The 25,076-nt window shown below is 43.9% G+C and carries 19 protein-coding genes; 7 read left to right on the top strand and 12 right to left on the bottom strand.

Going from position 1 to position 25,076, the window contains the following annotated elements; all coding sequences use genetic code 11:
- Nucleotides 1-9 precede the first annotated feature (9 nt).
- The gene (locus OCU77_RS11060) at nucleotides 10-342 is read right to left on the bottom strand and encodes an STAS domain-containing protein (protein ID WP_048899548.1); all 333 of its coding nucleotides are present in this window, start codon (nucleotides 340-342) and stop codon (nucleotides 10-12) included.
- The gene (locus tag OCU77_RS11065; RefSeq protein ID WP_048899547.1) at nucleotides 294-1,553 is read right to left on the bottom strand and encodes a SpoIIE family protein phosphatase; all 1,260 of its coding nucleotides are present in this window, start codon (nucleotides 1,551-1,553) and stop codon (nucleotides 294-296) included. The genes OCU77_RS11060 and OCU77_RS11065 overlap by 49 nt, the downstream gene beginning before the upstream one ends.
- A 234-nt stretch (nucleotides 1,554-1,787) precedes the next feature.
- On the opposite strand from OCU77_RS11065, the gene OCU77_RS11070 reads away from it, so the two are divergent.
- Together OCU77_RS11070 and OCU77_RS11075 are read left to right on the top strand one after the other, a co-directional pair.
- Nucleotides 1,788-2,804, top strand: coding sequence for a hypothetical protein (locus OCU77_RS11070; protein ID WP_048899546.1), 1,017 nt, complete (start codon nucleotides 1,788-1,790; stop codon nucleotides 2,802-2,804).
- Nucleotides 2,805-3,118: 314 nt separating this feature from the next.
- On the top strand, nucleotides 3,119-7,978 hold the full coding sequence (locus OCU77_RS11075; RefSeq protein ID WP_048899545.1) for a beta strand repeat-containing protein: 4,860 nt from the start codon (nucleotides 3,119-3,121) through the stop codon (nucleotides 7,976-7,978).
- A gap of 141 nt (nucleotides 7,979-8,119) precedes the next feature.
- Here OCU77_RS11075 and OCU77_RS11080 read toward each other — a convergent pair whose 3' ends face one another.
- The 6 genes from OCU77_RS11080 to OCU77_RS11105 form a co-directional block, all read right to left on the bottom strand.
- Nucleotides 8,120-9,055, bottom strand: coding sequence for a hypothetical protein (locus tag OCU77_RS11080; protein ID WP_144414916.1), 936 nt, complete (start codon nucleotides 9,053-9,055; stop codon nucleotides 8,120-8,122).
- Nucleotides 9,056-9,335: 280 nt separating this feature from the next.
- Nucleotides 9,336-10,220, bottom strand: a complete 885-nt coding sequence (locus OCU77_RS11085; protein ID WP_048899543.1) for a hypothetical protein — start codon at nucleotides 10,218-10,220, stop codon at nucleotides 9,336-9,338.
- A 22-nt stretch (nucleotides 10,221-10,242) separates the two neighbouring features.
- A complete protein-coding gene (locus tag OCU77_RS11090; RefSeq protein ID WP_244915157.1) occupies nucleotides 10,243-10,485 on the bottom strand; it encodes a hypothetical protein in 243 nt (80 codons plus the stop codon).
- 14 nt (nucleotides 10,486-10,499) lie between these two features.
- Entirely contained in the window at nucleotides 10,500-11,807 is a 1,308-nt protein-coding gene (locus tag OCU77_RS11095) for an HlyD family type I secretion periplasmic adaptor subunit (protein ID WP_239686015.1), read from the bottom strand.
- Nucleotides 11,800-13,533 carry a type I secretion system permease/ATPase gene (locus tag OCU77_RS11100; RefSeq protein WP_048899541.1) on the bottom strand — a complete coding sequence of 578 codons (1,734 nt, stop codon included), beginning with the start codon at nucleotides 13,531-13,533 and terminating at the stop codon, nucleotides 11,800-11,802. The genes OCU77_RS11095 and OCU77_RS11100 overlap by 8 nt, the downstream gene beginning before the upstream one ends.
- A gap of 84 nt (nucleotides 13,534-13,617) precedes the next feature.
- Nucleotides 13,618-14,280: a hypothetical protein gene (locus tag OCU77_RS11105; RefSeq protein ID WP_053111848.1), complete on the bottom strand. Its 663-nt coding sequence runs from the start codon at nucleotides 14,278-14,280 to the stop codon at nucleotides 13,618-13,620.
- Nucleotides 14,281-14,570: 290 nt separating this feature from the next.
- Here OCU77_RS11105 and OCU77_RS11110 point away from each other — a divergent pair, with 290 nt between their 5' ends.
- Together OCU77_RS11110 and OCU77_RS11115 are read left to right on the top strand one after the other, a co-directional pair.
- Nucleotides 14,571-16,127, top strand: a complete 1,557-nt coding sequence (locus OCU77_RS11110; protein WP_107302517.1) for a DUF3131 domain-containing protein — start codon at nucleotides 14,571-14,573, stop codon at nucleotides 16,125-16,127.
- Between the two features lie 112 nt (nucleotides 16,128-16,239).
- Nucleotides 16,240-17,046: a family 16 glycosylhydrolase gene (locus tag OCU77_RS11115; protein ID WP_053111842.1), complete on the top strand. Its 807-nt coding sequence runs from the start codon at nucleotides 16,240-16,242 to the stop codon at nucleotides 17,044-17,046.
- A gap of 24 nt (nucleotides 17,047-17,070) precedes the next feature.
- On the opposite strand, the gene OCU77_RS11120 is transcribed toward OCU77_RS11115, so the two are convergent.
- The 4 genes from OCU77_RS11120 to OCU77_RS11135 all read right to left on the bottom strand — a co-directional run bounded on the left by OCU77_RS11120 (nucleotide 17,071) and on the right by OCU77_RS11135 (nucleotide 21,963).
- Entirely contained in the window at nucleotides 17,071-17,346 is a 276-nt protein-coding gene (locus tag OCU77_RS11120; RefSeq protein ID WP_048899540.1) for a hypothetical protein, read from the bottom strand.
- A gap of 465 nt (nucleotides 17,347-17,811) precedes the next feature.
- On the bottom strand, nucleotides 17,812-19,032 hold the full coding sequence (locus OCU77_RS11125) for a NupC/NupG family nucleoside CNT transporter (protein WP_048899592.1): 1,221 nt from the start codon (nucleotides 19,030-19,032) through the stop codon (nucleotides 17,812-17,814).
- A 271-nt stretch (nucleotides 19,033-19,303) separates the two neighbouring features.
- Complete coding sequence (locus OCU77_RS11130) at nucleotides 19,304-20,242, bottom strand: LysR family transcriptional regulator (protein WP_048899539.1); 939 nt, start codon at nucleotides 20,240-20,242, stop codon at nucleotides 19,304-19,306.
- Between the two features lie 92 nt (nucleotides 20,243-20,334).
- The gene (locus OCU77_RS11135; RefSeq protein WP_048899538.1) at nucleotides 20,335-21,963 is read right to left on the bottom strand and encodes a methyl-accepting chemotaxis protein; all 1,629 of its coding nucleotides are present in this window, start codon (nucleotides 21,961-21,963) and stop codon (nucleotides 20,335-20,337) included.
- 404 nt (nucleotides 21,964-22,367) lie between these two features.
- On the opposite strand from OCU77_RS11135, the gene OCU77_RS11140 reads away from it, so the two are divergent.
- From OCU77_RS11140 to pstA, 3 genes are all read left to right on the top strand, one after another.
- A complete protein-coding gene (locus OCU77_RS11140) occupies nucleotides 22,368-23,192 on the top strand; it encodes a phosphate ABC transporter substrate-binding protein (RefSeq protein ID WP_048899537.1) in 825 nt (274 codons plus the stop codon).
- Between the two features lie 90 nt (nucleotides 23,193-23,282).
- The gene (pstC, locus tag OCU77_RS11145; RefSeq protein ID WP_048899536.1) at nucleotides 23,283-24,191 is read left to right on the top strand and encodes a phosphate ABC transporter permease subunit PstC; all 909 of its coding nucleotides are present in this window, start codon (nucleotides 23,283-23,285) and stop codon (nucleotides 24,189-24,191) included.
- 5 nt (nucleotides 24,192-24,196) lie between these two features.
- On the top strand, nucleotides 24,197-25,063 hold the full coding sequence (pstA, locus tag OCU77_RS11150; RefSeq protein WP_048899535.1) for a phosphate ABC transporter permease PstA: 867 nt from the start codon (nucleotides 24,197-24,199) through the stop codon (nucleotides 25,061-25,063).
- Nucleotides 25,064-25,076: the final 13 nt, after the last annotated feature.

The following is a 25,076-nucleotide window of genomic DNA, read 5'->3' on the forward strand; positions in this document are numbered from 1 at the left end:
AGCTAGCTCCTAAGCAACAGTGCTAACAGCGTCTTCGATCGAATCGTAGCTCGCAATTAATTTATCCATTCGGGTGAGTTTAAGTAGTTCCTTCACTGCACGCTGTGGGTTTACCACACTTATTTTCTTTCCTTTCAATAATTTATAGGCACCCATCACAGCACCTAGACCACTGCTATCCATAAAGCGAACATCAGTAAGATCGAGTACAAGCTGTGCATCAATTTCATTTACTTTTTCTTCAATAACAGCGCGAAAACTTGGCGCTAATTTAGCGTCAAAACGTGCCTCTTTTATTTGAAGAATTGTGCATTGACCCTGGTTGAAAGCTTCGTATTGCATGATTGTTCCCCTTCTGAATAACCTGTCCATTCGACTACGAGTACACTCACATCATCGTCAAATTGTTCTGAACGTTGCCAATCCCTGACGCGATTAACTAACATCTCTGTTTGCACTGTGGTTGGATGGTGTTTTATTTCCATCACGGTTTGTCTAAGCCCTTCTTCAGTAAACTGTTCAGACCCTTTTTCTGCCTCAGTGATGCCATCGGAATAAATCCAAATTTTGTCACCTGGCTCTAACTGTATTCTTGCCGTTTGGTACTCAACAAAATCAAAGGCCCCAACAACAAAGCTATCTTGACCAATAAATTCAGCGTCACCTGTTGCTGCGTGCAACCACACTAAAGGCGGATGCCCTGCAATTGAAAATTCCAACATGCCCGTTTTTACATTGAGCACGGAATAGACCATGGTGAAATACAGTAAATTATGGTCATCACTTAAATACAGATCATTGAGCTGCTTAAGGACGCTATCAGGTGAATTAATTTTATAGAAAGGCGCTTGTTCGATAGGCGATTTAACAATCGACCCTTTGCCAGTATTGACAGCAATACTCTGCTGAACAGAAAACGACATAAGTGCCGATGACACCCCGTGCCCTGCAACATCGAGTAGATAGAATCCGACGTTCTCTTCATCTAACTGCATGTAGCCCAGCATATCACCGCCAATTTGGGCGCTAGGCAAAGAGACATAGCTAATTTCAACACCAGACAGTTTTCGCTCTGCGGGTAATAAACGTTTTAATAAATCACCAGCAGACTCTAAATCCTTTTTCATTATGGCGTAAGCAGAATCAAGCTCATTATTTTGCGCGGTTATTTGATTATGGAGCTCTAAGGTACGAAAACCAGCTTTTATACGTGCTGATATTTCATCGACATGTGTGTCTTTAACGACAAAATCATCAGCACCCGCATTAATGCCATCGATAATAGATTCTTGATCGTCTTTACCTGACAGTAATACGAAAAAAATATAACGAGAGTACGATCCAGACTTAAGACGGCTGCAGAGTTCAATGCCATCCATTTCAGGCATCATCCAGTCACTCAATACAAATTGGATATGTGGGCATTCTTCCAAAACCGTTAAGGCCTGTGTGCCATCATTTGCTGTTGTTACATTAAACCCACGCTTGGTCAGCACTCGTTCCATAAACATCAGCATGGTTCTGTTGTCATCTACTACAAGAATGTCATTCATTCAGAAGCCACCGTTTCAGCAATACCACACAAGAATAAACACCTTATTGCATATTATTCTGTGGTGTCAACATATCAAGAACATGTTTATCACAAATCAAGTCTAGTAAGTTTTACCCTCTACACCATAAATTTAGACAAAAACTTTTACCTATGTGACAAGTGTTATATAAAGAAGTAATAAATGTTGTATTTTAGTACCTTAGCGTACTAAATTGATGCTTACTAAGGAGGGATGATGCAAAAAAGACAGACTATTGCCTTTCTTTCCATACTCTCTTGCTGCGTTAATAGCCTGCCGATTACTGCGAGTGAGTACCAATCCGAAACCGCTAAGCATGCTCCAGAACCTAGCTCGCCTAATTTTGCAAAAGCAGCCACAGTTAATAAAAAATCCGATGACGAAGAGCCAGAGTCTGCCCTTATTTGGAAAGGAGTGACCAGCTCGTTTGATGTGCCGTTTGAAGATTGGACAAAACCACGCGACGAAGATGATAGTTGGCTGAAAGGGCTAAGTGGTAACTTAGGATTGGGGCATCCGCTATTACAAACACAAGCGGCGAATGTGCCTGCAAATGCAACAAGCGGCCCAACTAATAACAATACAATTGGGACCTTATCTCTCAAATATGTGATTATTGGCAACTGGTTTGTATCAGGCAACCTCTATTACTATCTCGATAAAGATCAGCAGCAGCCATGGAACCCCGACTTTACTTACGTTTTTGGTTACAGCGATTGGCGCCCTTATACCTTTAGCCTTTTATATTCTAATTACGGTGGTAACCGCTTTAATGGTACAGATGAGCAACCTGTTACCAACTTTAATCAAGGTACATGGGCGTTTGGCTGGAAGTTTCCAGTGACTAAGCCATTTGTTGATTGGCTTACTTTTACTGATGATGGTGCCATTGGCTGTCAAGTCGACTTTAACTACACTCCTGAGTATTTCGACCTCGCTTCGACATCCTATAAAAGTGGCCATAAAACACTGAGCCTTGGCTGTAAATATTCCATTTATGGCAATTGGTATGTCAATGGTACTGCTTTCTACTATTTTGATAAATCACAACGGCAACCGTGGAACCCTGATTTCACCTATGGCTTTGGCTACTTCGATTGGCGCCCAGGCTCATTTACATTGCAATACAATAACTACTCAGGTAACCGTTGGAACCCATCAGAACGAGGTGAAGATACTGGACGTTTTATTGATGGTTCAATCACTTTAGCCTACTCTTTTTCCTTCTAATCCCTCTTTGCATTTTGCAATTTTCATAGTTAAAAACATTCTTCCTTTGCGTATTGCATTCACCCCAAAATATCCAGAATTAACTATGGCAATGCCTAAAAAGCCGTCTAACCTTGATATGAAACTGTATTTTTATGCTGCTAGTCACCTATTGGCAATGGGAATACAAAAGGTTAGCGCACTTTTAGGTGCTTTCACCCTCCCCCATTATCGTGACTTAGCTCCTGGTTCCTAAAGTTGGCATCATTTATGCCATCTATAGAGAACAAATATTTATACATTACCAATTACCGTCAGATTCAAATGAGGTGAGTATGCAAGGGACTAAAAACAACGATAAAGTCGTAGGCACGGAAGGCGATGATGGTATTAACGTTCTTTCTGGTAGCGACCATGTAGAAGCCAAAGGCGGTGATGACTTTGTCGCCGGTGGGGAAGGCAGCGATACACTATCTGGCGGTGCTGGCGATGATACGATTTTTGGTGATGTTGAATATGGTCAAGAACCACCAGCAGAACCAGCTGTCGATGATAAATGGGGGGAATCTCAAACTGTATATAGTTACACAGCCCCAACACCAGAAGAACCGCAAGAGCAAGTCACACACAGTGCTCGGTTAGGTAATTATATTGTTGATGATACGGGATCAATGACAACTAAGTTTACGGTTGATCCTAAGCATACCTCTGTTGTTGTTCAACTAACTGACTCCGCAGGCACTGTCATCGCATCGGTACCGGCGACTGTGAGTGAAACAGGCGAAATCCTAGTCGATATTACATTCACAAAAGAACAAGTTGGTACTGACCAACTGGTTAGCTTTACGTTAATCGACCCTGAAGGCAATCCAATTACTGATATTGATTCAGTCGAATTTATTGCACATAACATCTATGACGACACCATTACTGGTGGCGACGGCGCAGATAGCCTATTTGGTCAACAAGGGGCAGATACCATCTATGGTGGTACTGGCGATGACTTCATTGATGGCGATATCAATGACGACAAACTGTACGGCGATGAAGGTAATGATGTACTCATCGGTGGTAATGGTGACGATGAATTACATGGCGGCACAGGCAACGATACTTTATTGGGCAGTGATGGTGACGACAAGTTATTTGGCGATGAAGGCGATGACCTGTTACTTGGTGAGCTAGGTGATGATGTTATTGATGGCGGCGCTGGCAACGACACCCTTATTGGTGATGACGGCAATGACATTATTACAGGCGGCACAGGCGACGATAAGCTCTTTGGCGGCTTAGGAACAGATACCCTTGATGGTGGCGAAGGCAAAGATGAGATTCACGGTGATGCCGGCGTAGATACCATCACTGGTGGCGCAGGGGATGACTTTATTCTTGGCGGCACAGGCGACGATATTATTGATGGTGGCGCTGATAATGACTTAATCCTAGGTGGTGATGATAACGATACTATCTTAGGGGGCGAAGGCAACGACCAACTATTTGGTGAGCAAGGTGACGACCTTGTTAAAGGCGGTACTGGCGACGACATGGTTTATGGCGGTGTCGGTAACGATAACCTGAGTGGTGGCACAGGCAGCGACCAACTATTTGGTGGTGAAGGCAATGATGTGCTTGATGGTGGCGAAGGCAGCGATATTCTTCACGCCAACGAAGGTGATGATGTCATTAGCGCTGGTGATGGCGATGATTTTGTCTACGCAGGTAGTGGTGATGATGTCATTTCCGGTGGCGCAGGACACGATACCCTGTTTGGTGAGACAGGCAACAATACAATTGATTCAGGGACTGGCGACGACACTGTTTATACCGATTCAGGCAACGATACCATTACAACAGGTGATGGCCACGATACTGTTTTTGCAGGAGCAGGTGATAACACCATTATCACAGGTGCAGACAACGACACCGTCTATAGCGCCGAAGGTAATGACACCATAGACAGCGGTGACGGGCACGATATTGTTTACGCAGGCGAAGGTGATAACAGTATTGATGCGGGTACAGGTAACGATAACATTTATGCAGGCGGCGGTACGGATACCATCACGGCAGGTGACGGTGACGATAACGTATTTGCAGGTGCAGGCAACGATACCATTTATGCCAACTCAGGCGCTGATAATGTTTATGCCGGTGCAGGCGATGACATTATTGAAGGTGAAAGCGGCAACAACGCCCTTTTTGGGGAAGACGGTGCCGATACCATCAATGCCGGCCTCAATAGCAGTGCCCTTTATGGTGGTGCTGGCAATGACGTGCTAACAGGATCGGATGAATCAGACCAGCTGCACGGCGGCGGTGATGATGACGTGCTGGTAGGTAATAAAGGCGACGATTTACTAGAAGGAAATAGCGGTAATGATGCACTCAGCGGCGGCGAAGGGATAGATACCCTACTCGGCGGTTCGGGTGATGATAACTTACTCGGTGGTGATGGTAACGATACGCTAGTTGGTGGCTCAGGCGATGACAAACTGCTTGGTGAAGCGGGTGATGATGTACTGGCTGGCGGTGCAGGTAATGACTACCTAGATGGCGGCGAAGGTGTTAGCCAACTCTACGGTGATGATGGTGATGACACCCTGATAAGTGCTGACCAAAACGACATTCTTGGCGGTGGTGACGGTAACGATACAATTACAGCAAATGCCGGTGATGACACCATCTTTGCTGGGGGGGGCGCAGATACCATAGATGCAGGCGAAGGTAACGATACTATCTATGGTGAGTCAGGTGATAACCAAATTACTGCTGGTACAGGTAACGATACAATTTATGGTGGCATCAACAGCGACACGATAGATGCAGGCGAAGGCAACGATATGATTTATGGCGGTGACGGCACAGATACGATCACCGCAGGCGCTGGGGATGACCACGTCGATGCCGGTAGTGGCGATGATAAACTCGACGGTGGTGCAGGTAACGATGCGCTCTTTGGCGGTGATGGCGCCGATACCTTAGTCGGTGGTGAAGGCTTTGACTTCTTAGCTGGTGGCGAAGGTAACGATACCCTAACGGATGATGGTCAAGATACCCTACTCGGTGAAGGCGGCGACGACACCTTAATCGCAGCAGCAGGTGGTAGCCATCAAATTTACGGCGGCGCAGGTGATGATACCCTTATCGGTAGCGATGCTGATGACACCCTATACGGTGGTGGTGACCAAGATACCATCACAGGTGGTAAAGGCGACGACACCCTATTTGCAGGTGACGGCAACGATACCATCACAGCGGGTGAAGGTAACGATACAGTATACGGCGAAGCGGGTAACAACACGATCGATCTCGGTGAAGGTACCAATACACTATTTGGTGGTAGCGGTAACGATACAGTGACTGCAGGCAGTGGCGACGATCTTCTTTACGGTGCTGAAGGTAACGACAATATCTCAGGGGGCGCAGGTGTCGACCAAATAGAAGGTGGCGCAGGCCAAGATACCCTTAAGGGTGAAGCGGGCGATGATGTCATTCTTGGTGGTGACGGCAACGATATCCTCGAAGGTGGAGAAGGTGACGATAAACTCTTCGCAGGCGAAGGTGACGACACCCTTAAAGGCGGTGCGGGACAAGATGAGCTTCATGCCGAAGCAGGTAACAATACCCTATCAGGCGGCGATGATAACGATACCCTCTACGGCGGCACTGGCAACGATATCCTTCAAGGGGATGACGGCGATGATCGCTTAGAAGGCTTCGAAGGCAATGATACATTAGAGGGCGGCTTAGGTGACGATACACTTAACGCCGGTGCTGGTGACGATACCTTATCTGGGGGCGATGGTAACGATAGTCTAACAGCCGACTCCGGTAACAACATCCTTGATGGTGGTGCAGGAACAGATACATTAAAAGCCGGTGATGGTGATGACCAACTATCTGGCGGTGAAGGCAATGATGACCTAACCGCAGGCGGCGGTAATAACACCCTGGATGGCGGCGAAGGTAACGATAAACTGTACGCGGGTAGCGGTAACGACACCATGACTGGCGGCTTGGGTAATGACTACCTAAGTGCTGGCAACGGTGTTAACAAACTGTCAGGGGAAGAAGGCAACGATAGCCTTTATTCAGGCAGTGGTAGTGACCAACTCGATGGCGGTATTGGTGACGACTACCTAAATGCAGGCTCAGGTGACGATACGCTAAAAGGTGGTGAAGGGAACGATAAACTGTATGCGGGTAGCGGTAATGATGTGCTCGAAGGCGGTGAAGGGAACGATAAACTGTACGGCCAAAATGACGATGACCAACTCACGGGTGGTTTAGGCAATGACAGCTTATATGGCGGTTCAGGTAACGATACCCTCCATGGCGGTGATGGATCTGATTTGCTAAAAGGTGATGGTGGCAACGACGTTATCTTCGCAGGAAATGATAATGATACTGTCAAAGGCGGCAGTGGCAATGATGTTATCTACGGTGAGCAAGGTGACGATAAACTTACTGGGGACGGTGGTAGCGATACCATTTATGGTGACATAGGTAACGATACAATCGATGGTGGTACTGGCAACGATACCTTATCGGCTGGTGAAGGCGATGACACAGTCAAAGGTGGTGATGGCGACGATAACATCGACGGTGGCATCGGCAATGACACCCTCAGTGGTGATGCTGGTAACGACCTTATCTTTGGCCAAAGTGGTGATGATACCCTTGATGGCGGCGCAGGCTCTGACCAACTGTTCGCTGGTAGCGGCAACGATACCCTTATCTTCGACAAAGAAGACATAGCACAAACAGACGGTGTTACCGTGCACTTTAGTGGCGGCGAAGGCTTCGATGTGCTTTCTGTTGGCAGCGATGGTGATAACCAAATCATTGATATGACCCAAACTGCTTACCAAGAAATTGAAGGGGTAGTCGTAAATGCGACCGATGCCGAGCTAAAAATCGCGTTAGATAAAGTCTTAGTCAATGACACCGCTGGTGATGCTAATGGGCAGTTTGTTTGCTCTGGTGCTGAGTCGCTTGACTTGCAAGGCTTTGGTTGGACACTCGATAGCAGTAACGCAAGTATGGATAGCAACTTACAAGCGGCCTACGAAGCCCAAGATATTGATGTAAGTTCACTGACTGGTTACACCTTCAGTAATAGTGAAGGTAAAGAAGTCACCATCTGGAGTGATAGCGATAGCCAAAACATCAGTTTCAACGATGCAGATATTTAATCTTACATTACCACACCATAGTGAACAGTAAGCACAGACAAAAATGCCGATACAAACCGTATCGGCATTTTGCTGCTTATAGCGTGTGGATCTACCTAATATCCGTAACTAACTGAGCAAAATATCACACAGAAAATCACATTACTGCTTCAGCTCAGTCACAGCAGAGCCAATGGTAAACTTCACCTTAGATAACTCTGCTTTAAACGCTTGCTTATCATCAATATAGCTCATCGCATCATCTAGCAAATCATCTGAAACCAGCTCAGTAAAACTCACATCTCGTGCTGTTTTTAAAATCCCCATCGCAGGTGAATACCAAAACTGACTATCGACAGCCAAGTGATCAGCCTCTCGGCCATCACAAGACAGCGTGTATTCATAAGCAGTATTAACTTTCACCGTTTCAAATTTAATCTCTTTAACCGCAAATGCTTCACGTGATTTTAGCGGCTGGAAGGTCTTGGTGACTGTATACGTACACTGTTGCGATAGTGCATCACCAGCAGCTTTACTGTCACTTGTTCCCTTTAACGAGTTTTTAAATGAAAAGCCAATCGGAAATAGGCCTTCATAATCAATGAGTGTGGTAATTGAGCGGCTAAAGGCATCATCAGCAAAATCGTCATCGCTAATAGCAGCTTGATCCAAAGCGTTCACTAACCGTGTCACAGGGAAAAGTAACGTCTCTTTTTGTTTCTCAGCTAAATGCACCACATCACTTATCTGCAAATCATAGGTTGCAGTGAATGACATGCCTTCATCGAGGGTACTTAACTTGGTAGGGAACATCATCTCAGCACCCATGCCGTCATGATGAATGTTCATCACCCAGCGAGCACCATTATCGTGAGTATCGAAAATATAGAAATAGCGTTTCGTTTGACCCACTTCCTGACCGAATTTCACTTGGTATTGATATAAATGACGGTTCTGAACATCAAGCGGTTCATCAAATAAGTCGGCATATTGCACAGCTAGGCTCGCAGAGCGCGCTTTGCTTAAACGTTTAAACTGAGAAAGAGTCGTTTTTTCGTAAAAGCGCTTGTGCTGCCCAAATTGAATATAAGGCTGCATAACAACACTTTCGAATCGACCCGATTCAAACGTTTTAGATAAAGGGTAGTCAATATCACTTAAAAGTCGGTCTTGTATATTCGTTGTTGAACTACAACCTACTAACAATAACGCACATCCAACAACAAATCGCATTTCTATATACTCAACAAACGGTTACAGCCGACCAGTATACCTAAATACACGTATTGATAAATGATAATTTTATTTACAGTAAAATCATCAGCCTTTCAAATAAACGCATTACACGTTTAAGTAGCATGAGCTGTCGCAATTAAGACTAATCTTTAAAGCAAATTTTCCTATTTTGGGATGTTATTTGGCTGTCATTTGAAATAACAAAAAAGTAATATTCTTGTTTCATTTCATATTTTTGTATAAACGTACGAATATGGTTCAGTACACTTTTGGCTTCGTTATAGCGGTATAAATAATCTTTGTCACACTCATTCACCACTGTCAGATCGACACGTAAACTATTAAACTGCGCCATTAGCTTATCGATGCGCTTTTCATTCTCTACCTCAAGCGCCGAACTTGCATACAATTTATCGAACTCGGCCTTTTTCTTTTCCCAATCATCAAGATCACCGATCTTGGAATTAACACTGGCCTCTTGCAAAGCTAAAGCCTCACGCTCTTGCGCCAAGGCTTGCTCAGACGAGCGAATGCGCGCTTTACCTTTATTCCGTTCCTTTGATAAATTACGTTGATAATCTAACTTCACCAACCGCAATGCAGCTTCTTTGTCAGCATTATCTTCCAGTAACTGCTCAACTTTTTCATTCAGCAAGCTCACAGTTAAATTATTATCCGCAAGTAATTCACTGGCTAAGCTAACATTGCTTTCCAGCTCAATGACATTTTGCCCCTGATTATCTAACTCAACTAACAGCTCATTAATTTGATCGCGCTGATCAACAATGATTGCTTCTTTTGCTACTAGTTGTGTCAGACTTTCTTGATATTGATAATACTGCCAAACAACGACTATCGTAAGAACAAAAGCCACTACAGCAGAAACCGTCAGTCTTGATTTACCAAGTAACGTCGCTATATACGAGAGCATCGCCGAACTTTTCCACTTCCCTTCCAATCGTCCTGTGTGCTGAGGAAGTATCGCTTGATGATTTGCTGACTTTGCGCGTTGTTTATTCTTTCTCATTGTACTTTCCTATACTTTTACCCTAGGCAACAGCCATTACTTTTTCTCGACATTTAGGACAAAAATACGAACGCTTGTGTATCTGAGCTTCACAATAAGGACAGGTAATATGTTTTCGGTCTTTACTCAAGCATAAAAGCAACACACCAATTGGACCTAAAACATAGCCTAATAAGATACCTGCGACTAAATTTCCCTTGTGGTAACCAATAGCAACCGCAAGAAAAAAGAAAAACAAATAAAAGCATAACCAAAACACAATCATGATAAGCCTCCTGCTTACGACTCTCTAAAGGCGCGGTAATAAGAACTAAACAAGGGAGCAGAAAGGTATTCCCACATTGTTTGGCTCTCTAATAAAATAAAGACCTCGGTAGGCATACCAGGGTATAACTCAACGTCCCCCAGCCTTTCTACATCGCTTTTGCTTAATTTAACTTTGACGAGGTACCCCGTTTGTTGGGACTCTTTTTTAGGCATTAATCGGTCAGCGGCTACATATATCACCTCACCTTGGACGGGAGGCGTCCGACGCACATTAAAAGCACTCAATCGCACTTTTGCAGCTAACCCTTGGTGAACAACATCAATGTCTTCTGGCTTAACCAAAGCTTCCACGATTAACTCGTCACTATTGGGGACTATTTCCATCATCACATCACCCGCATTAACGACACCGCCCACACTGTGCACATTCATGCCTACAACCGTACCGCTGTGTTCACTTCGGATCGTCACGCGGGAGCGAATATCGGTTGCTGCGGTTAACGCTTGTTTCACATCCCTTAATTCTTTGTCTGTAAGCTCAAGTTGTGCCGTCAATCCCTGCTGAATTTCAATAGTTTCCGTGTCATAGTCTTGCTCTAGCGACACCAACTGGCGTGCCAAGACTTCTTTTTCAGAGTCCAGCTCCGCAATTTGTGCTTCAATGCTGGCTTGGTGGCGTTGTAACTCAAGCATTCTAGTTTTAGCTACAAACCCTTTTTTAAGTAGCCCCGCCGTCATTTCAATTTCTTGTTTCACTAGTTCTAGCTGTCGACGAATTGCTCGAAGCTGGAATTTAGCCCCTCGTAATTGTTCGTCTAACAGCAGTTTACGTTGTTCAAATTGACCTGAGCGTAAATCATCCCGCAAGGAGGCCTGCTGAAACTGCATTTGATGAGTGTTGATAATATTACTTAATTCAACTTCATCGAGTTCTGACAAAATTGGCAAACGCTTAACACTCCAATCAACCGCTTTACTCTTATTTAGCTCGGCATCTAAACGATCGTGCTGAGACTGCAAGGAAACCGCACGCAATATTAAACGCCTAAAATCCGATTCTGCCTTACTGTTTGCCAGTTCTAGCAGTATGTCACCCGCTTCGACTTGCTGCCCTTCGGAAACATAAATCGCCTTTACCCAGCCCCCCTGCAAGTGCTGAACTTTCTTACGCTGCGATTCCACAACCAGAGTGCCTGATGCGATAGAGGCTGCATTAAGTTTGGCTGTAACAGCCCACGAAATGAATATACCGACAGTGAGTAATACGAAAACACAGCCAAAGATAATTAATCGCTTAGTGTCAAAAGTTGAACTATCCACGTGCACCCCCTGCTTGTGCTGCTGATGAAGAGCGACTCGCATTCGCCGTTACTGTTTCGGCACCATCAACTTCAGACATAGCCCCCAAGAATTTATCGCAAGTACCGGCTTTTTCGATCTTTCCATCTTTAAGTACAATCACCCAATCCATCTGCCGTAAGAAACCAGGACGGTGACTTATCATCACCACTGTAATACTGTTTTCTTTACAATATTGCAGCACAATCGCCAGTGCGACTTCGCCTTCAGGATCCAAATTTGAATTCGGCTCATCCAGCACCAGAACACTTGGGTTAGAGAAAATAGCACGCGCTAATCCAATCCGTTGCTTTTGCCCCCCAGAAAGCTGCATGCCTCCTTCACCTAAATAGGTGTCATACCCTTTAGGCAAAGAAATGATCAGCTCATGTACACACGCTAATCTTGCCGCATGAATAATGTCTTCTGCTGGGGCTTCACTAAATCGACAAATATTCTCAGCAACCGTCCCTGCTAATAGACCTACTTCTTGAGGCAGGTAACCGATATGGCGGCCAAACTGCTCTTCAGGCCAAAGCTCCAATGCAGCCCCATCAATCTTTATTGACCCCATCGACGGCTTATGAATACCCATAATCAATGCTGCTAAAGTCGATTTTCCTGAACCGCTATTCCCCATAATTGCCAGAGCATTTCCAGCCCCTAACTTAAAGCTAATATTTTGCAAAACAGGTTCTTTCTGACCATCAAATTTCAATCCAACATGTTTTAAGAGCAGCTCACCTTTAGGTTCTGGTAAGGCTGTTTTTGCTAACTCTGACTTGCTGCATTCTAGGTTTTTTAAACGTTGGTAAGATTGATAGGCGCTATACCAGCCTTTCCAGCCACTTACCGCTTGTTCAAATGGCGCTAATACTCGAGCCATAAGAATAGAACTCGCAATAATCGCACCGGTACCGATTTGCTGATCTAAGGCAAGCATCACGCCCACAGTCAGTATCACCACTTGCAGCAATGTTCGAAAATAACGGCTGATTGCAAGTAATTGCCCTGTTCGAGAGTTCAGTTTCCATTGCAAGTTAAGTTGTTCACTATTACGTTGGTTCCAAATATTCCCCACGTTATCAGCCATGCCCATCGCGCGTAAGGTCGGTGCATTCCGCAAGTAATCATTCAACTCCATACTGGTTTTAGCGGCTAACTCTTGCGAATGCCCACTTGGCTTTCGTGCTGCATACATCATTAATACAGACAATACGGCAAAAATTACGCTGCCAATAAGAGCAACCGCACCGATATAAGGGTGAAGTAAAAAGAGGATAAGTAAAAAGACAGGCACCCACGGAATATCAAAAATGGCGGATGTTGAAGGCGTAACAAGGAAATTACGTAGTTCTGCAAGATCTTGTAAGCCACGTTTTTGAATACGATTTTGCTGAGAAGATTGACGGATACTATCGGCGAGTAACGAAGGGCTCAGCGATACATCTAACTTTAAGCCCGACTTTTGCAATAACTGTGTACGGACATGCTCGATGACTGCTTGTGCAGAAAGTAATAGAACAGCAATAACCAGCAAAGCAAAAAGGGTGTCTAAGCTAGCACTACTGAGTACACGATCAAAAAGTTGTAAGCTGTAAATAGGCAGAGTAAGGACTAAAAAGTTAATCGCCAGACTGAATAGCCCGACAAAAGCCAAGTCTTTCTTACAATCTGCAAATGCCTTGTTGAGATGAGTGAGCAGCAAGTTCCTTCTCCATACTCCACTAGTATTATATGAAGTATAGACATCAATGTTGATATGTTAGCTTTTTTAGACTAGCAAATATCACTAAATTAATTGAAATCGCTCACTAATTTCATATCCAGCGGCTTGTTCTCTATGGCTTTCTTTTATTATCCAATTTAGCGGGTGGCGTACCCAAGGCTGTGGATCATCTTCAGGAAAAGCAGAAGAACAACGCAACCCAACAACCTCCCACCCCAGTGATGCACAGGTATCGATACACCGTTGCGCGTGCCAAGCTTGCGCCACCACCAAAACTTTACGCTTATTCGTTAACGTTAACGCAGCTTGTGCCACATCAGCCGTTGTCTGGTAAGCCGTCGCTTGAATACTAAAAAGTGATGCGCTATTCGTTGCCGCGGAATGAATCGCAATTTCTTGCTGCATTAATAACGGCATAGTGGGATGTGCTATCACACTATCTTGCGCGACTTTGGCTAATTCTTTATTGACCGCAGGCGCATCACCAAATGAGAAAGCGAGTACAACTTCTGCGTCCGCCACTTCACCATAAGGTTCTAGAAATAGTTGTGTTTGAGAAAGATATGTTTTGACCATCATTGCCGAAGTGCGAGGCAATACGTAACGGCGAGAAGCATAGCTGATAGGAGTATTAACCGCAGCCAAGCGTAACGCTAAAGCATCACAGCCAATCTGTAATTGATGTGGAATATCAGAAAGAAACTCAACAATATGCGGTGCAGTCACAGGGTAACCTTATTTAAATTAAGTCACATCCCTGAAATGCTAAATACGATCCTTTGCGCAGATTGTAACGAATAGCATGATAATTATACAAGCATCTCATGCTGACCTTTTACCCAATATTGCCTTTTATCGCTTTATTCTCATAGATAAGAAAACCAGTAGGAAACGCCGTTTATTAAGCTCATCATATTTCATATCACAGCATCTTGTATCAAACTTGATTTAGCTTTTATTTAACATATAGTTAGTTAATTCATGGATGAATACGTTTGATGTAGGTTTGCCTAAAAATGAAATGGTTCCCGTACAGCCTTCGAGATATCACTACAGCCTTGGTGCTGGGGTTTGTACTGGGCACACCATCTGGCTTTGCCAATACTTATTCCACTGACACCACGGCTAAGGTTGCAACAACTCATTCCGTGGAAACCCCCACTACGACTAACACGGAAGCACCCAGCTTCTTTGGGGGACGCGCTGTGACTCAGGCGGTTGATAATAGTAAAGCCAGTGTTATCGAGTTTCAGCGCCGAAGCATCTCACCGGCAATTATTACAACCACACAAACAGATATATCCGCAGCAGAATCAGACGCTGACACTTTAGAGCTTAACCATACCACCAGCGTTGAACATTCAGAGAAGCAATCGGTTCACCGAATGCACTTATCTTCTGAAGCCACTAAGCTCAGCCGTGAAGACCAACTGCTAATAAAAAAAGCACGCTATTATATTGACCGAAATTGGAATAACACCACAGGTCTAATCGATTCGGTACAAGGCTATTCACACGCAACAATGTGGGACGTTGGTAGTAGTATTGGCGCAATTTTGGCGTTGGAACATCTAGGGGAATACACGAGCCTACAAGCAAACGTCATGCTTGAGAAAACACTAACAACCTTAGCTGATTTACCCCTGTATAAGGACATACTGCCTAATCGACAATACAATACCAAGACAGGCAAACCATCAGGCCCGCTCAGCCAAACACAGTCAAATGGAGATGGGTGGTCAGCCTTAGACATTGGTCGGTTACTTATTTGGCTTAATATTGTGGCAAGTTATAAGCCTGAATTCGTTGATCAAATCGAGGCCATTACGACGCAATGGGATATTGCCCGTTCAGTGAATAACGGTACTTTATTTGGCGAACATAAATCTAAAAAATTAACATCCTATCGCCAAGAAGGTCGATTGGGCTATTTACAATATGCCGCTCAAGGGTTTGCGATGGAGAAACTGGATGTCTCGGAAGCTCTTGGTCCCAAATTTAGTAAGCATGTCATAGTAGATAAAGAAGAAGTGTACATAGATATTCGTAACTTGCCCTACTTTACCACTGATCCCTACGTACTTCAGGCGATAGAGTTGGGATATCACGATCTATGGTGGAACCAGTTAGATACCCTTTATAGCCTGCATAAGAACCGCTATGACCAATCCCAGAAACTCATCATCTTTGCAGAAGATGCACTAAGCCAACGCCCATGGTTTGCGTACAACAATATCTATTTTTATGGGAAAAGCTGGCTTTCCACTTCACCAGGAGGTAAACCGATTGAAAATGGACAAACCTTCAGTAACAAAGTCGCCTTTGGGTTAAGTGTTATCTACAAAGATAGCTATAGCCGTTTGTTGTACAACACCGTGGTCAATAACAGCTTAAATAACCGCTCTGTACCAACTGGTTTATACAAAGCTGGCTCGCCAAACACGGCTTATAACATCAATACCAACTCTCTTATCTTGATAGCCTTATGGTATAAACAACGGGGCTACAAGCCTATCTTTGATTATATGCCGCCTAGCGCTAGCGATAAGTCTAGTGACCTAAGTCATCGTTGAATGTATTGCGTATCAAAAATGCGTTTTGTCTTAATACTGATACATAACCCAGCCTATTGTTTTATATATCGTAGCTACACTGATTGTACGCCTTTTACAAATAGATACCGTTATGCTGACAATTAAATCATTAACTCCGCTTGCCCTTATGGCTTGCAGCTTCGTTTCATCTTCTGTTTTTGCAGCCAACACGAATAACAACTTCCTTGATCCACTCGAGACATTAAACTCAGAGATTTGGTGGAAATCTGACGGTTGGAGTAATGGTTTTCCTTTCGTAAACCGCTGGGAAGGTGAAGCAATCACCTTTTCAGAAGATCAGGGAATGGCAATTACCCTCAGTAAAACACCACTGAGTGACGGCAGTAGTGACTATCAATCTGGCGAACTGCGCAGCCATGATTTTTATCGTTATGGCTGTTTTGAAGCCGAAATAAAGCCGGTTAATGAACCGGGAGTGGTCAGTGCTTTCTTTTTATTCGCAGGGCCTTACGATAAAGATGAAAACAGCAATGGTATGCACAATGAAATAGATATTGAGTTTTTAGGCGATAACACCAACGCCGTTCAAATCAATTACTGGACGAATGATGATCGTTACGAAAACAGTAACGAGAAGCTGATTTATTTAAATTTTGATGCATCGGAAGATTATCACCACTACGCCATTAAATGGACAAAAAAACGGATCAAGTGGTATATCGATGGCGAGCTGGTACATACCGAAAAAAACACACCGGAAACCCCTACCCCATCAGCAAAAGATTCGACCTTACGCATTATGGCTAATGTATGGCTGACCGATTCAAGAATTTCAAATTGGGCAGGCGAATACACAGAGGCTGGGCAAACACCAACAGCTTACTTCCGCAATATTCGCTACACCCAAGGGGCGAAATGCGAAATAACACCACAATAGAAAATGCTTAAAGCTTTCAAACTATTAATGCAGCTTTATTCGCACAACGCGCATCACTTCTATCTCAAAACCTGCCACTTTTTCGCTATCTGGGTAATAGGTTAAGTTAACTTGTTGCCCTTTTAGCGTACGGTACCTTTTTGTCCTGCGAAATTTAAAAGGGGCATCGCAATCTTCAATCATGAGGGTATGCAGTACCCACTCACCGTCATCTCTCTGCGTATGTGACAACACTTTTTTACCATCAGAATGAATAAGATTTTCATGCTTAGTTAAAAGTTTATCTACGGGTGATTTCATGCTTAAGGCAACCAATACTTATTGAAAAAAAAGAGTGCTCTGAGAAAGGCTAGCTTCTTCACCTCGCTCGCTTTACAAAATGGTATCACTTTTAAGAAAGTGTAATGCCATTCTTCACTATACTTTTACCATCAATACAAAACGCTTCTCGGTATTTTTATATTGATAATATGTAACGCTCTTAGGTCTTACCGTTGCCCGTGTATTCGGGCAGCGCTTCCCTACCTACAGCTTTTCTGAATCAGTTACCACATAGGTTTCTCATGTTCACGCCTAATTAAACAGAGAAATGCAGTAAGTGAGACCAGAAGATATCCACTCGATAATCCAAACTTAACCACCTAACAATAATACAGCAATATTGATGCCAATTTACTTTGGCCTAGCTTTTAATCGTTTCTTAAACAAAAACAGAGAGCCGAGGCTCTCTGTTTAAAATTCATTATCTAGCGAGTAATACGAGTCTTAGAAAGACAAGAACACACCGGCAATGGTCGCACTCATCAAGTTCGCTAAGGTTGCCGCAAAAATCGCTTTAAAACCTAAGCGTGCAATATCAGGACGACGACTCGGCACTACGCCACCAAGACCACCCATTAGCATGGCAATAGAAGTCAAGTTAGCAAAGCCACACAATGCAAACGTAACAACTGCCTGTGAGTGTGCGCTTAGTTGATCTTTTACGGCCATAAGGTCTGCAAAAGCAACAAATTCGTTAACTGCGATTTTCTTACCAATCAAGCTTGCAGCCACTGTCGCTTCAGACCAAGGTACACCAATCAGCCATGCCACAGGAGCAAACAAGTAACCAAAGATCAATTCAAGGCTTAGGTTATTCACACCTAACCAGTCACCAACATGGCTTAGGCCACCATTGATAAGTGCAATCAAGCTGATAATAGCAAGTAAACTCGCACCAACTGCCATTACGATTTGTAGGCCACCTAACGCACCGCGTGTTGCTGCATCAATGATGTTTACAGGCTCATCATCTTCACCGTCATCAGATGCTTGGTTTTCCTCATCAACCATTTCAGTTTGAGGAACCAAGATTTTAGCCATCATAAGACCAGCAGGTGCAGACATAAAACTTGCCGCCACAAGGTAGCTAATATCAACACCTAAACCGGCATAGCCTACCAAAGTACCACCAGCAACAGAGGCTAAGCCACCTACCATTACGGCAAATAATTCAGAACGGCTCATTTTAGCAAGGTAAGGACGAACAACTAGTGGTGCTTCTACTGAACCCACAAAGATGTTTGCTGTTGCAGACATAGATTCTGTACGGCTTGTTCCAAGAATGCGTTGCAACATGCCACCAATAGTACGAATGATGAAACCCATTACGCCAAGGTAGTACAACACAGAAATAAGAGCAGAGAAGAAAACAATCGTTGGCAGTACGTTAACCGCAAAAATGAAACCAAGTTTAAACTGAGCTAGTTCACCAAAAAGAAACTCGGTACCAACACGACCGTAGTCGATGATGCCAGATACTGCATTTGACACGCTGTTAAGGATATCGCGCCCAACAGGTACATATAGAATGAATCCCGCAAACACTAATTGGATAGCAAAAGCGCCACCCACAGTGCGCCAATTAATTGCGCGACGGTTTTCTGAACATAAGATAGCAACCGCAAAAAGCGTAAATACGCCTAAAATGCTGACCAAATAATTCAAGGTCATTCTCCACAGTAGTTTTTTTAGTAAACGATTGCGGAGGCATTCTATTCATATTACAAAGTGTGACAAGGATCAGATTGTTACACCCATTTACACTTTGGACACACAATTCCGATTTTTTGATGCTTTTATCAGCAAAGCAAACGAAAACAACCTGATTGGTGCGTATATGGGATACTCTTGTTTCCACAAGTGACAATGATCACATTATTAAGCTGCATAAATACATTGCTCGTGGTGATATATTGCACAAGATCTCGTGCAAACGTTATCGCAATACGTTATCCCAGTAGACAGGTTCACCAATGTGATGGCGAACAAACTCAATAAATGCGTGCACTTTCTTCGGTAAAAACTTGTATCTCGGATATACCGCATATAAAGGCATGTGCTGAGTCAGCGTCCAATCAGGCAGTAACCGTACCAATTTCCCTTCGCTAAATTCTTTCTCTAACAAATATGTCGCCAGATAACCCACCCCATTCCCCGTCAGGGTGGCATCTAAAATAGCATCGGCAGAATCGACTCTGAAATTACCTTTTACTTTCAATTGGACGTTTGTATTTTCTTGATCATCTGTCGTTGCTTTAGTAAAGCTCCAGACGTTGTCTTTCCGCTCGCGGCTGTAGTAAGTAATGCAGTTATGATCAGACAGATCCTCAGGTGTATATGGCACCCCATTACGTGCAAGATAGTCAGGACTTGCCGCTAGCACAAAATGGCAATCGGCCAAATGGCGAGCAACAAACCCTTCTGGTGGAGAGTCCGTCATACCAATCCAGAGATCGAGCTGTTCAGCAATAAGGTCAACCCGGTGATCAAACAGGCTCAACTCAAGATCGAGTTGAGGGTACTTTTCATGAAACTCTGAGATAAAAGGCGCAATATGATGACGTGCAAATGACTGTGCAATACCAACCCGTAATAAACCTTGCATAGTATCACTGACTTCAAGCAGTTCACTTTCAGCATCATTGATCTCACTGGCTATATTTTCACAGTGAACAGCAAAGCGTTGCCCCTCTTCCGTTAAGGCAAAAGAGCGTGTCGTACGCTGCACTAGCTGCACCCCTAATCGCTCTTCCAGTTGTTGAATTTGCTTACTCACCTGAGTACGTGAGATATCCAGCAACTGGGCGGCTTTAGTGAAGCTCTGCTGCTTGGTCAGCGCATTAAAGACGATCATCTGTTGGGCTTTTTTTATCATTGCGACTATCACTGTTCATCATTACGGCTCTTTCAGCCTAAACGAAAAAAGCCTGTCAAAGACAGGCTTTTATTAACTATCTACCGCTTTACTTATAGTTTAAAGAAAGACAGCTGTTGTTTTTGTTGCTCTGCAAGTTGAGAAAGCTCAGCACTTGCCTGTGCACTCTGACTGATACCAGCAACGTTTTGGTTGATGATCTCAGACATGTTGGTCACATTACGGTTAATGTCTTGCGTCACTTGAGACTGTTGCTCAGCGGCTGTTGCCACTTGTGTGTTCATATCACTGATTTGAACAACAGATTCAGTAATACCGATCAACGCATCATTCGCTTGGTTAGAAAGCGCTTGGTTACGTTGAAGCATTTCTAGGCTCTGCTGCATGCTTTCATTCGCATTACCAGACTGAGACTGAAGCTCTTCGATAATCGTTTGAATCTCTTGCGTTGAAGACTGAGTGCGTGCTGCAAGCATACGTACTTCATCGGCAACAACGGCAAAACCACGGCCAGATTCACCCGCACGTGCCGCTTCAATCGCCGCATTCAATGCTAGTAAATTAGTTTGTTCTGAGATACTGCGAATAACTTCGATAACCTTGCTGATTTGCTCAGATTGGTCTTTTAGACGCGTTACCACGCCTGCCGCTTCTTCGAGCGTATTCGACATCTGCTGGCTAGCTGCATTGCTTTGCTCAAAGATGTTCAAACCTTCTTTCGCTAGATCATCTGTTTGCTTCGCAGTCGCATCGGCATTAGTTGCGTTATCGCTTACGTTGTCAGCTGTGCTTGAAAGCTCATTCACCGCAGAGGCAACTTGGTCGATCTCGTTAAGTTCTTGCTGAGCATTTGCTTCAGACTGCGTCATTACCGCTGCAAGCTCTGTTGAAGCAGAAGCTACATCTTCACTGATGCGGATTAATGCATCTACCGTCGTGTGCAGTTGAGTTACAGTGCTGTTCACATCAGCGCTTAAGCGTGCAACTTCGTTCTCGCCGTCTTGATCAGCTTGAACACGTAGGTTACCACCCGCCACTTCGCGCATTACAGCCTGAAGCTTAATGATTGGGTTAACAATTAAGCCTGATAGCCACCACGCACCAAAGATAGCGATGATAAATACCGCTAAAATCGCAATTGACGCTTTTAGCATTACAGCTGCATTATCTTCCGCGCTTTGTTTCATGCTTGCTGTACCGTAAGCATTCACATCTTGAGAAAGCTTGTTGATCGTCGCCACCATGGTATTACCAATTGTGCGGTAGTCAGCAATGAAACGATCGAATTCATCTTGCGATACAACACCAGTGTCGTAACGGTTAAAGAAATCAACAGCACGGGTAGAGTATTGGATGTATGCATCAATCGCATTTTTTACATTTTTTGCATCATCACGAAACTGAGGAACTTGATCAATGTCTTGAAGATCTGCTGCAATCTTACGTGCACCGTTGTTTAGCTCAGTAAGGAATGAATCACGACGGTTTGCATCATAAATTGCGTAAACTGCACTGATACGTAGTGGATAAACCTGATCATCGATATTAGCAAGCGTATCTTTGTACTCGATCAGTGCGTTTGTATTCTGTGTAACATGTGTTTGTTCTTTTTCTAACTCAGCTTTAGTAAATAGCAAAGACAAGAAAAGAACAGCGGCCATCAATAGCACTGGTAATAGTACCTGTGTGCGAATTGATAGATTCTTTAAAGAAAAATTCATCAAAAACCTCAAATAACTAGCTGTAACATATTATATTCGGCCTGAATTTATAATTTTATAAAGCCGACAATGGGCTGCATTATCGCCTATAAGTCAGCATAAAGGTAGATCTAGATCACAAATTAAATACCATTTACAGCAAGAAAATGCATATTTCCGCGACAAATAATTGGTCAAACAACTAAAAATCTACGACAAAAAACTGACAATTATATCAATACCATCTCCATTCCAAGGGGTTAGCAGTCAAAAGCCCACCTAATGGCACAAATAAGAAGCAATTATGACTACCGTCATACAGTGTTCAAACTACTGAAACATGATTGTCATAAAACTCTCCTAATCTTGGCTTCGTTCATACAAACCCAATTGGCAATCACGCCATCATGTAAAGGACCAGGAAAATGAAAACAAAGGTTATCGGTGCACTAGCTCTTGCAGGTTCAATGGCTTTTAACGCAGCTGCAGTTGCAAACGAAACAATCTCTGTTGTTGGCTCTAGCTCAGTAACACCACTCATGGAAGTTTTTGGTGAAACATACAGCAAAGCAAACCCATCTGTGTTTGTTGAAGTTCAAGGCCCAGGTTCATCGGCGGGTATCCGTGCAGCAAATGACGGTTCGGCTGACCTAGGTATGAGTTCTCGTAACTTAAAAGATTCTGAAAAATCGAGCGAACTAAAAGAAGTGGTTGTCGCTCGTGATGGTATCGCCGTTGTTGTTCATAACAGCAACCCAGTAAAAGACTTGAAGAAAGAAGACATCACTAAAATTTACAAAGGTGAAATTACAAACTGGAAACAAGTTGGCGGTGAAGACAAGCCAATCGTAGTGGTAACCCGTGATACGGCATCAGGTACTCGCGGTGCATTTGAAGACATCATGAGCCTTAAAAAGAAAATTAACGACATGAAAGTGTCTGCAATTTCTCAACGCGCACAAGTTGCATCTGGTAACGGCCAGCTAAAAACAACGGTTGCAAATAACCCATTTGCTATTGGTTACATTTCTCTAGGTACTGTTGATAACTCTCTTAAAGCTGTGTCTGTAGACGGCCATGCTCCATCAGTGGCGGCTATTAACTCTGGTGAGTACAAGGTACAACGCCCATTCCTAGTACTTTACAAAACAACAAAAATCTCTCCAGCATCTAAGACATTCCTAGACTGGACGCAAACTGAAGAAGCACAAAAGCTCGTTTCAGGTAAAGGCTACATCGCTGTTAACTAAGTAACCCTTTAATAACGCTCGGTGGTTACTGAGCGTTATTTTTTGCCTCAATGTCAGCCGCTTATATCGCTGGCAGTTGGAGTTGTTATTATGACCATCGCAAATATTGAAAAAACGACGAAGATGTCGTCACTACGATCGAAGAAAACGATCGATTGGCGTGAACTATTCTTCAAGAACCTTTTTATGCTTAGTGCTGCACTAGGTATTTTGTCTCTGATTACAATTGCTTATTTCATCTTCCGTGAAGGTATTGATGCGTTTAAATATGCTGGTGTTTCTGGCATCGTTTTAGGCACCGACTGGTTACCACCAGCACTTTACGGTATTGCCCCTATGATTGTTGCCTCGCTGGTCTCGACAGCGGGTGCCGTTATTTTAGGTGTACCAATCGGTGTGCTTACGGCTATTTTCATCGCAGAAGTTGCCCCTAAGCGCCTAGCAAACATCATTCGACCAATGATTGAATTATTGGCGGGTATTCCATCGGTAGTTTACGGCTTCTTCGGCCTAGTGATTATCGTTCCTCTGATTCAAAATGTGTTTTCAGTACCTGCTGGTAACACAGTACTAGCCGGTATTATCGTCCTTGCAGTGATGATTCTTCCTACTGTAATTACCGTTTCTGAAACATCGATTCGCGCTGTGCCTCGCACATACAAAGAAGGTTCTTTGGCGTTAGGTGCTTCACAGATGTTCACCATCTTCAAACTGCTCGTTCCAGCAGCACGATCTGGCATCATGACTGGCGTTATCTTGGGTATCGCTCGTGCTCTGGGTGAAACCATGGCGATTATTATGGTAATGGGTAACTCGCCAGCTATGCCTGAAGGCTTGCTAGATTCAGCACGAACGCTGACCGCAAACATCGCGATTGAGATGTCATACGCAACAGGTGTTCACGCAAGTGCACTGTACGCAACGGGTATTGTTCTTTTAGTCTTCATCATGACGTTGAACGCTGCGCTTCTTTACCTAAACCGTGAGCGCGCGAGGTAACTATTATGGCTTTACAAGCAACGAATACAGCACATCAGCTGCTTAAAGATAAAATTTCGTTAGGTGTTATTTGGGCATCAGCGGCAGTAACCGTTGGCTTCTTACTTTGGGTTGTTTGGTACATCCTAAGTAACGGCCTATCGTACGTAGATTGGTCTTTCATTACTTCTAACTACACCACCATAGGTCAAGAGTCTGGTATTTGGCCAATGATCGTCTCAACCCTATATATGGTTGCGGCTTCTATCGCAGTTGCTGCACCACTGGGGATCATGACGGCAATTTACTTAACTGAATACGCAAAAGTAGGCAGTAAGTTAGTTAAAGTTATCCGTTTTTGTACTGAATCGTTGGCAGGTATTCCGTCGATTATCTACGGCCTGTTTGGTATGACATTCTTCGTTGTTGTACTTGGCTTTGGCTACTCGATTCTGTCTGGTGCATTAACACTGAGTATTCTTATTCTGCCGGTAATTATCCGTACTACGGAAGAAGCGTTAATGGCAGTACCTCAGACTTACCGTGAAGGTTCTTATGGTCTGGGCGCTTCAAAAATCTACACCATCTGGAGACTTATTTTACCGAGTGCTATGCCTGGTATCGTAACCTCTATCATCCTCAGCGTTGGTCGTGTAATTGGTGAATCAGCACCGGTATTCATGACAGCAGGCATGGTTGCCCGCGTACCAGAGAGCGTTTTCGACTCTGGCCGTACGCTAACCGTTCACCTGTACAAGTTGACCCAAGAGCTCTACACCATTCACGAATGGCAACAAGCCTACGCAACGGCAACCATTCTGATTGTAATTGTTCTTGTTATTAACTTATTAACCAAACTGATTGCTAGCCGTTTCAATACTGCGACTTACTAATTTTGAGGAAGAA

This window comes from Photobacterium swingsii, assembly GCF_024346715.1.
GTDB lineage: Bacteria > Pseudomonadota > Gammaproteobacteria > Enterobacterales > Vibrionaceae > Photobacterium > Photobacterium swingsii.

Bases quoted from the DNA above. Each gene is read 5' to 3' on its own strand.
- OCU77_RS11115 (WP_053111842.1), top strand. From the start codon at position 16,240: ATGCTGACAATTAAATCATTAACTCCGCTTGCCCTTATGGCTTGCAGC.
- OCU77_RS11110 (WP_107302517.1), top strand. From the start codon at position 14,571: ATGAAATGGTTCCCGTACAGCCTTCGAGATATCACTACAGCCTTGGTG.
- OCU77_RS11140 (WP_048899537.1), top strand. From the start codon at position 22,368: ATGAAAACAAAGGTTATCGGTGCACTAGCTCTTGCAGGTTCAATGGCT.
- OCU77_RS11070 (WP_048899546.1), top strand. From the start codon at position 1,788: ATGATGCAAAAAAGACAGACTATTGCCTTTCTTTCCATACTCTCTTGC.
- OCU77_RS11060 (WP_048899548.1), bottom strand. From the start codon at position 342: ATGCAATACGAAGCTTTCAACCAGGGTCAATGCACAATTCTTCAAATA.
- OCU77_RS11130 (WP_048899539.1), bottom strand. From the start codon at position 20,242: ATGATAAAAAAAGCCCAACAGATGATCGTCTTTAATGCGCTGACCAAG.
- OCU77_RS11065 (WP_048899547.1), bottom strand. From the start codon at position 1,553: ATGAATGACATTCTTGTAGTAGATGACAACAGAACCATGCTGATGTTT.
- pstA (WP_048899535.1), top strand. From the start codon at position 24,197: ATGGCTTTACAAGCAACGAATACAGCACATCAGCTGCTTAAAGATAAA.
- OCU77_RS11080 (WP_144414916.1), bottom strand. From the start codon at position 9,055: ATGCAGCCTTATATTCAATTTGGGCAGCACAAGCGCTTTTACGAAAAA.
- OCU77_RS11090 (WP_244915157.1), bottom strand. From the start codon at position 10,485: ATGATTGTGTTTTGGTTATGCTTTTATTTGTTTTTCTTTTTTCTTGCG.
- pstC (WP_048899536.1), top strand. From the start codon at position 23,283: ATGACCATCGCAAATATTGAAAAAACGACGAAGATGTCGTCACTACGA.
- OCU77_RS11075 (WP_048899545.1), top strand. From the start codon at position 3,119: ATGCAAGGGACTAAAAACAACGATAAAGTCGTAGGCACGGAAGGCGAT.
- OCU77_RS11135 (WP_048899538.1), bottom strand. From the start codon at position 21,963: ATGAATTTTTCTTTAAAGAATCTATCAATTCGCACACAGGTACTATTA.
- OCU77_RS11085 (WP_048899543.1), bottom strand. From the start codon at position 10,220: ATGAGAAAGAATAAACAACGCGCAAAGTCAGCAAATCATCAAGCGATA.
- OCU77_RS11120 (WP_048899540.1), bottom strand. From the start codon at position 17,346: ATGAAATCACCCGTAGATAAACTTTTAACTAAGCATGAAAATCTTATT.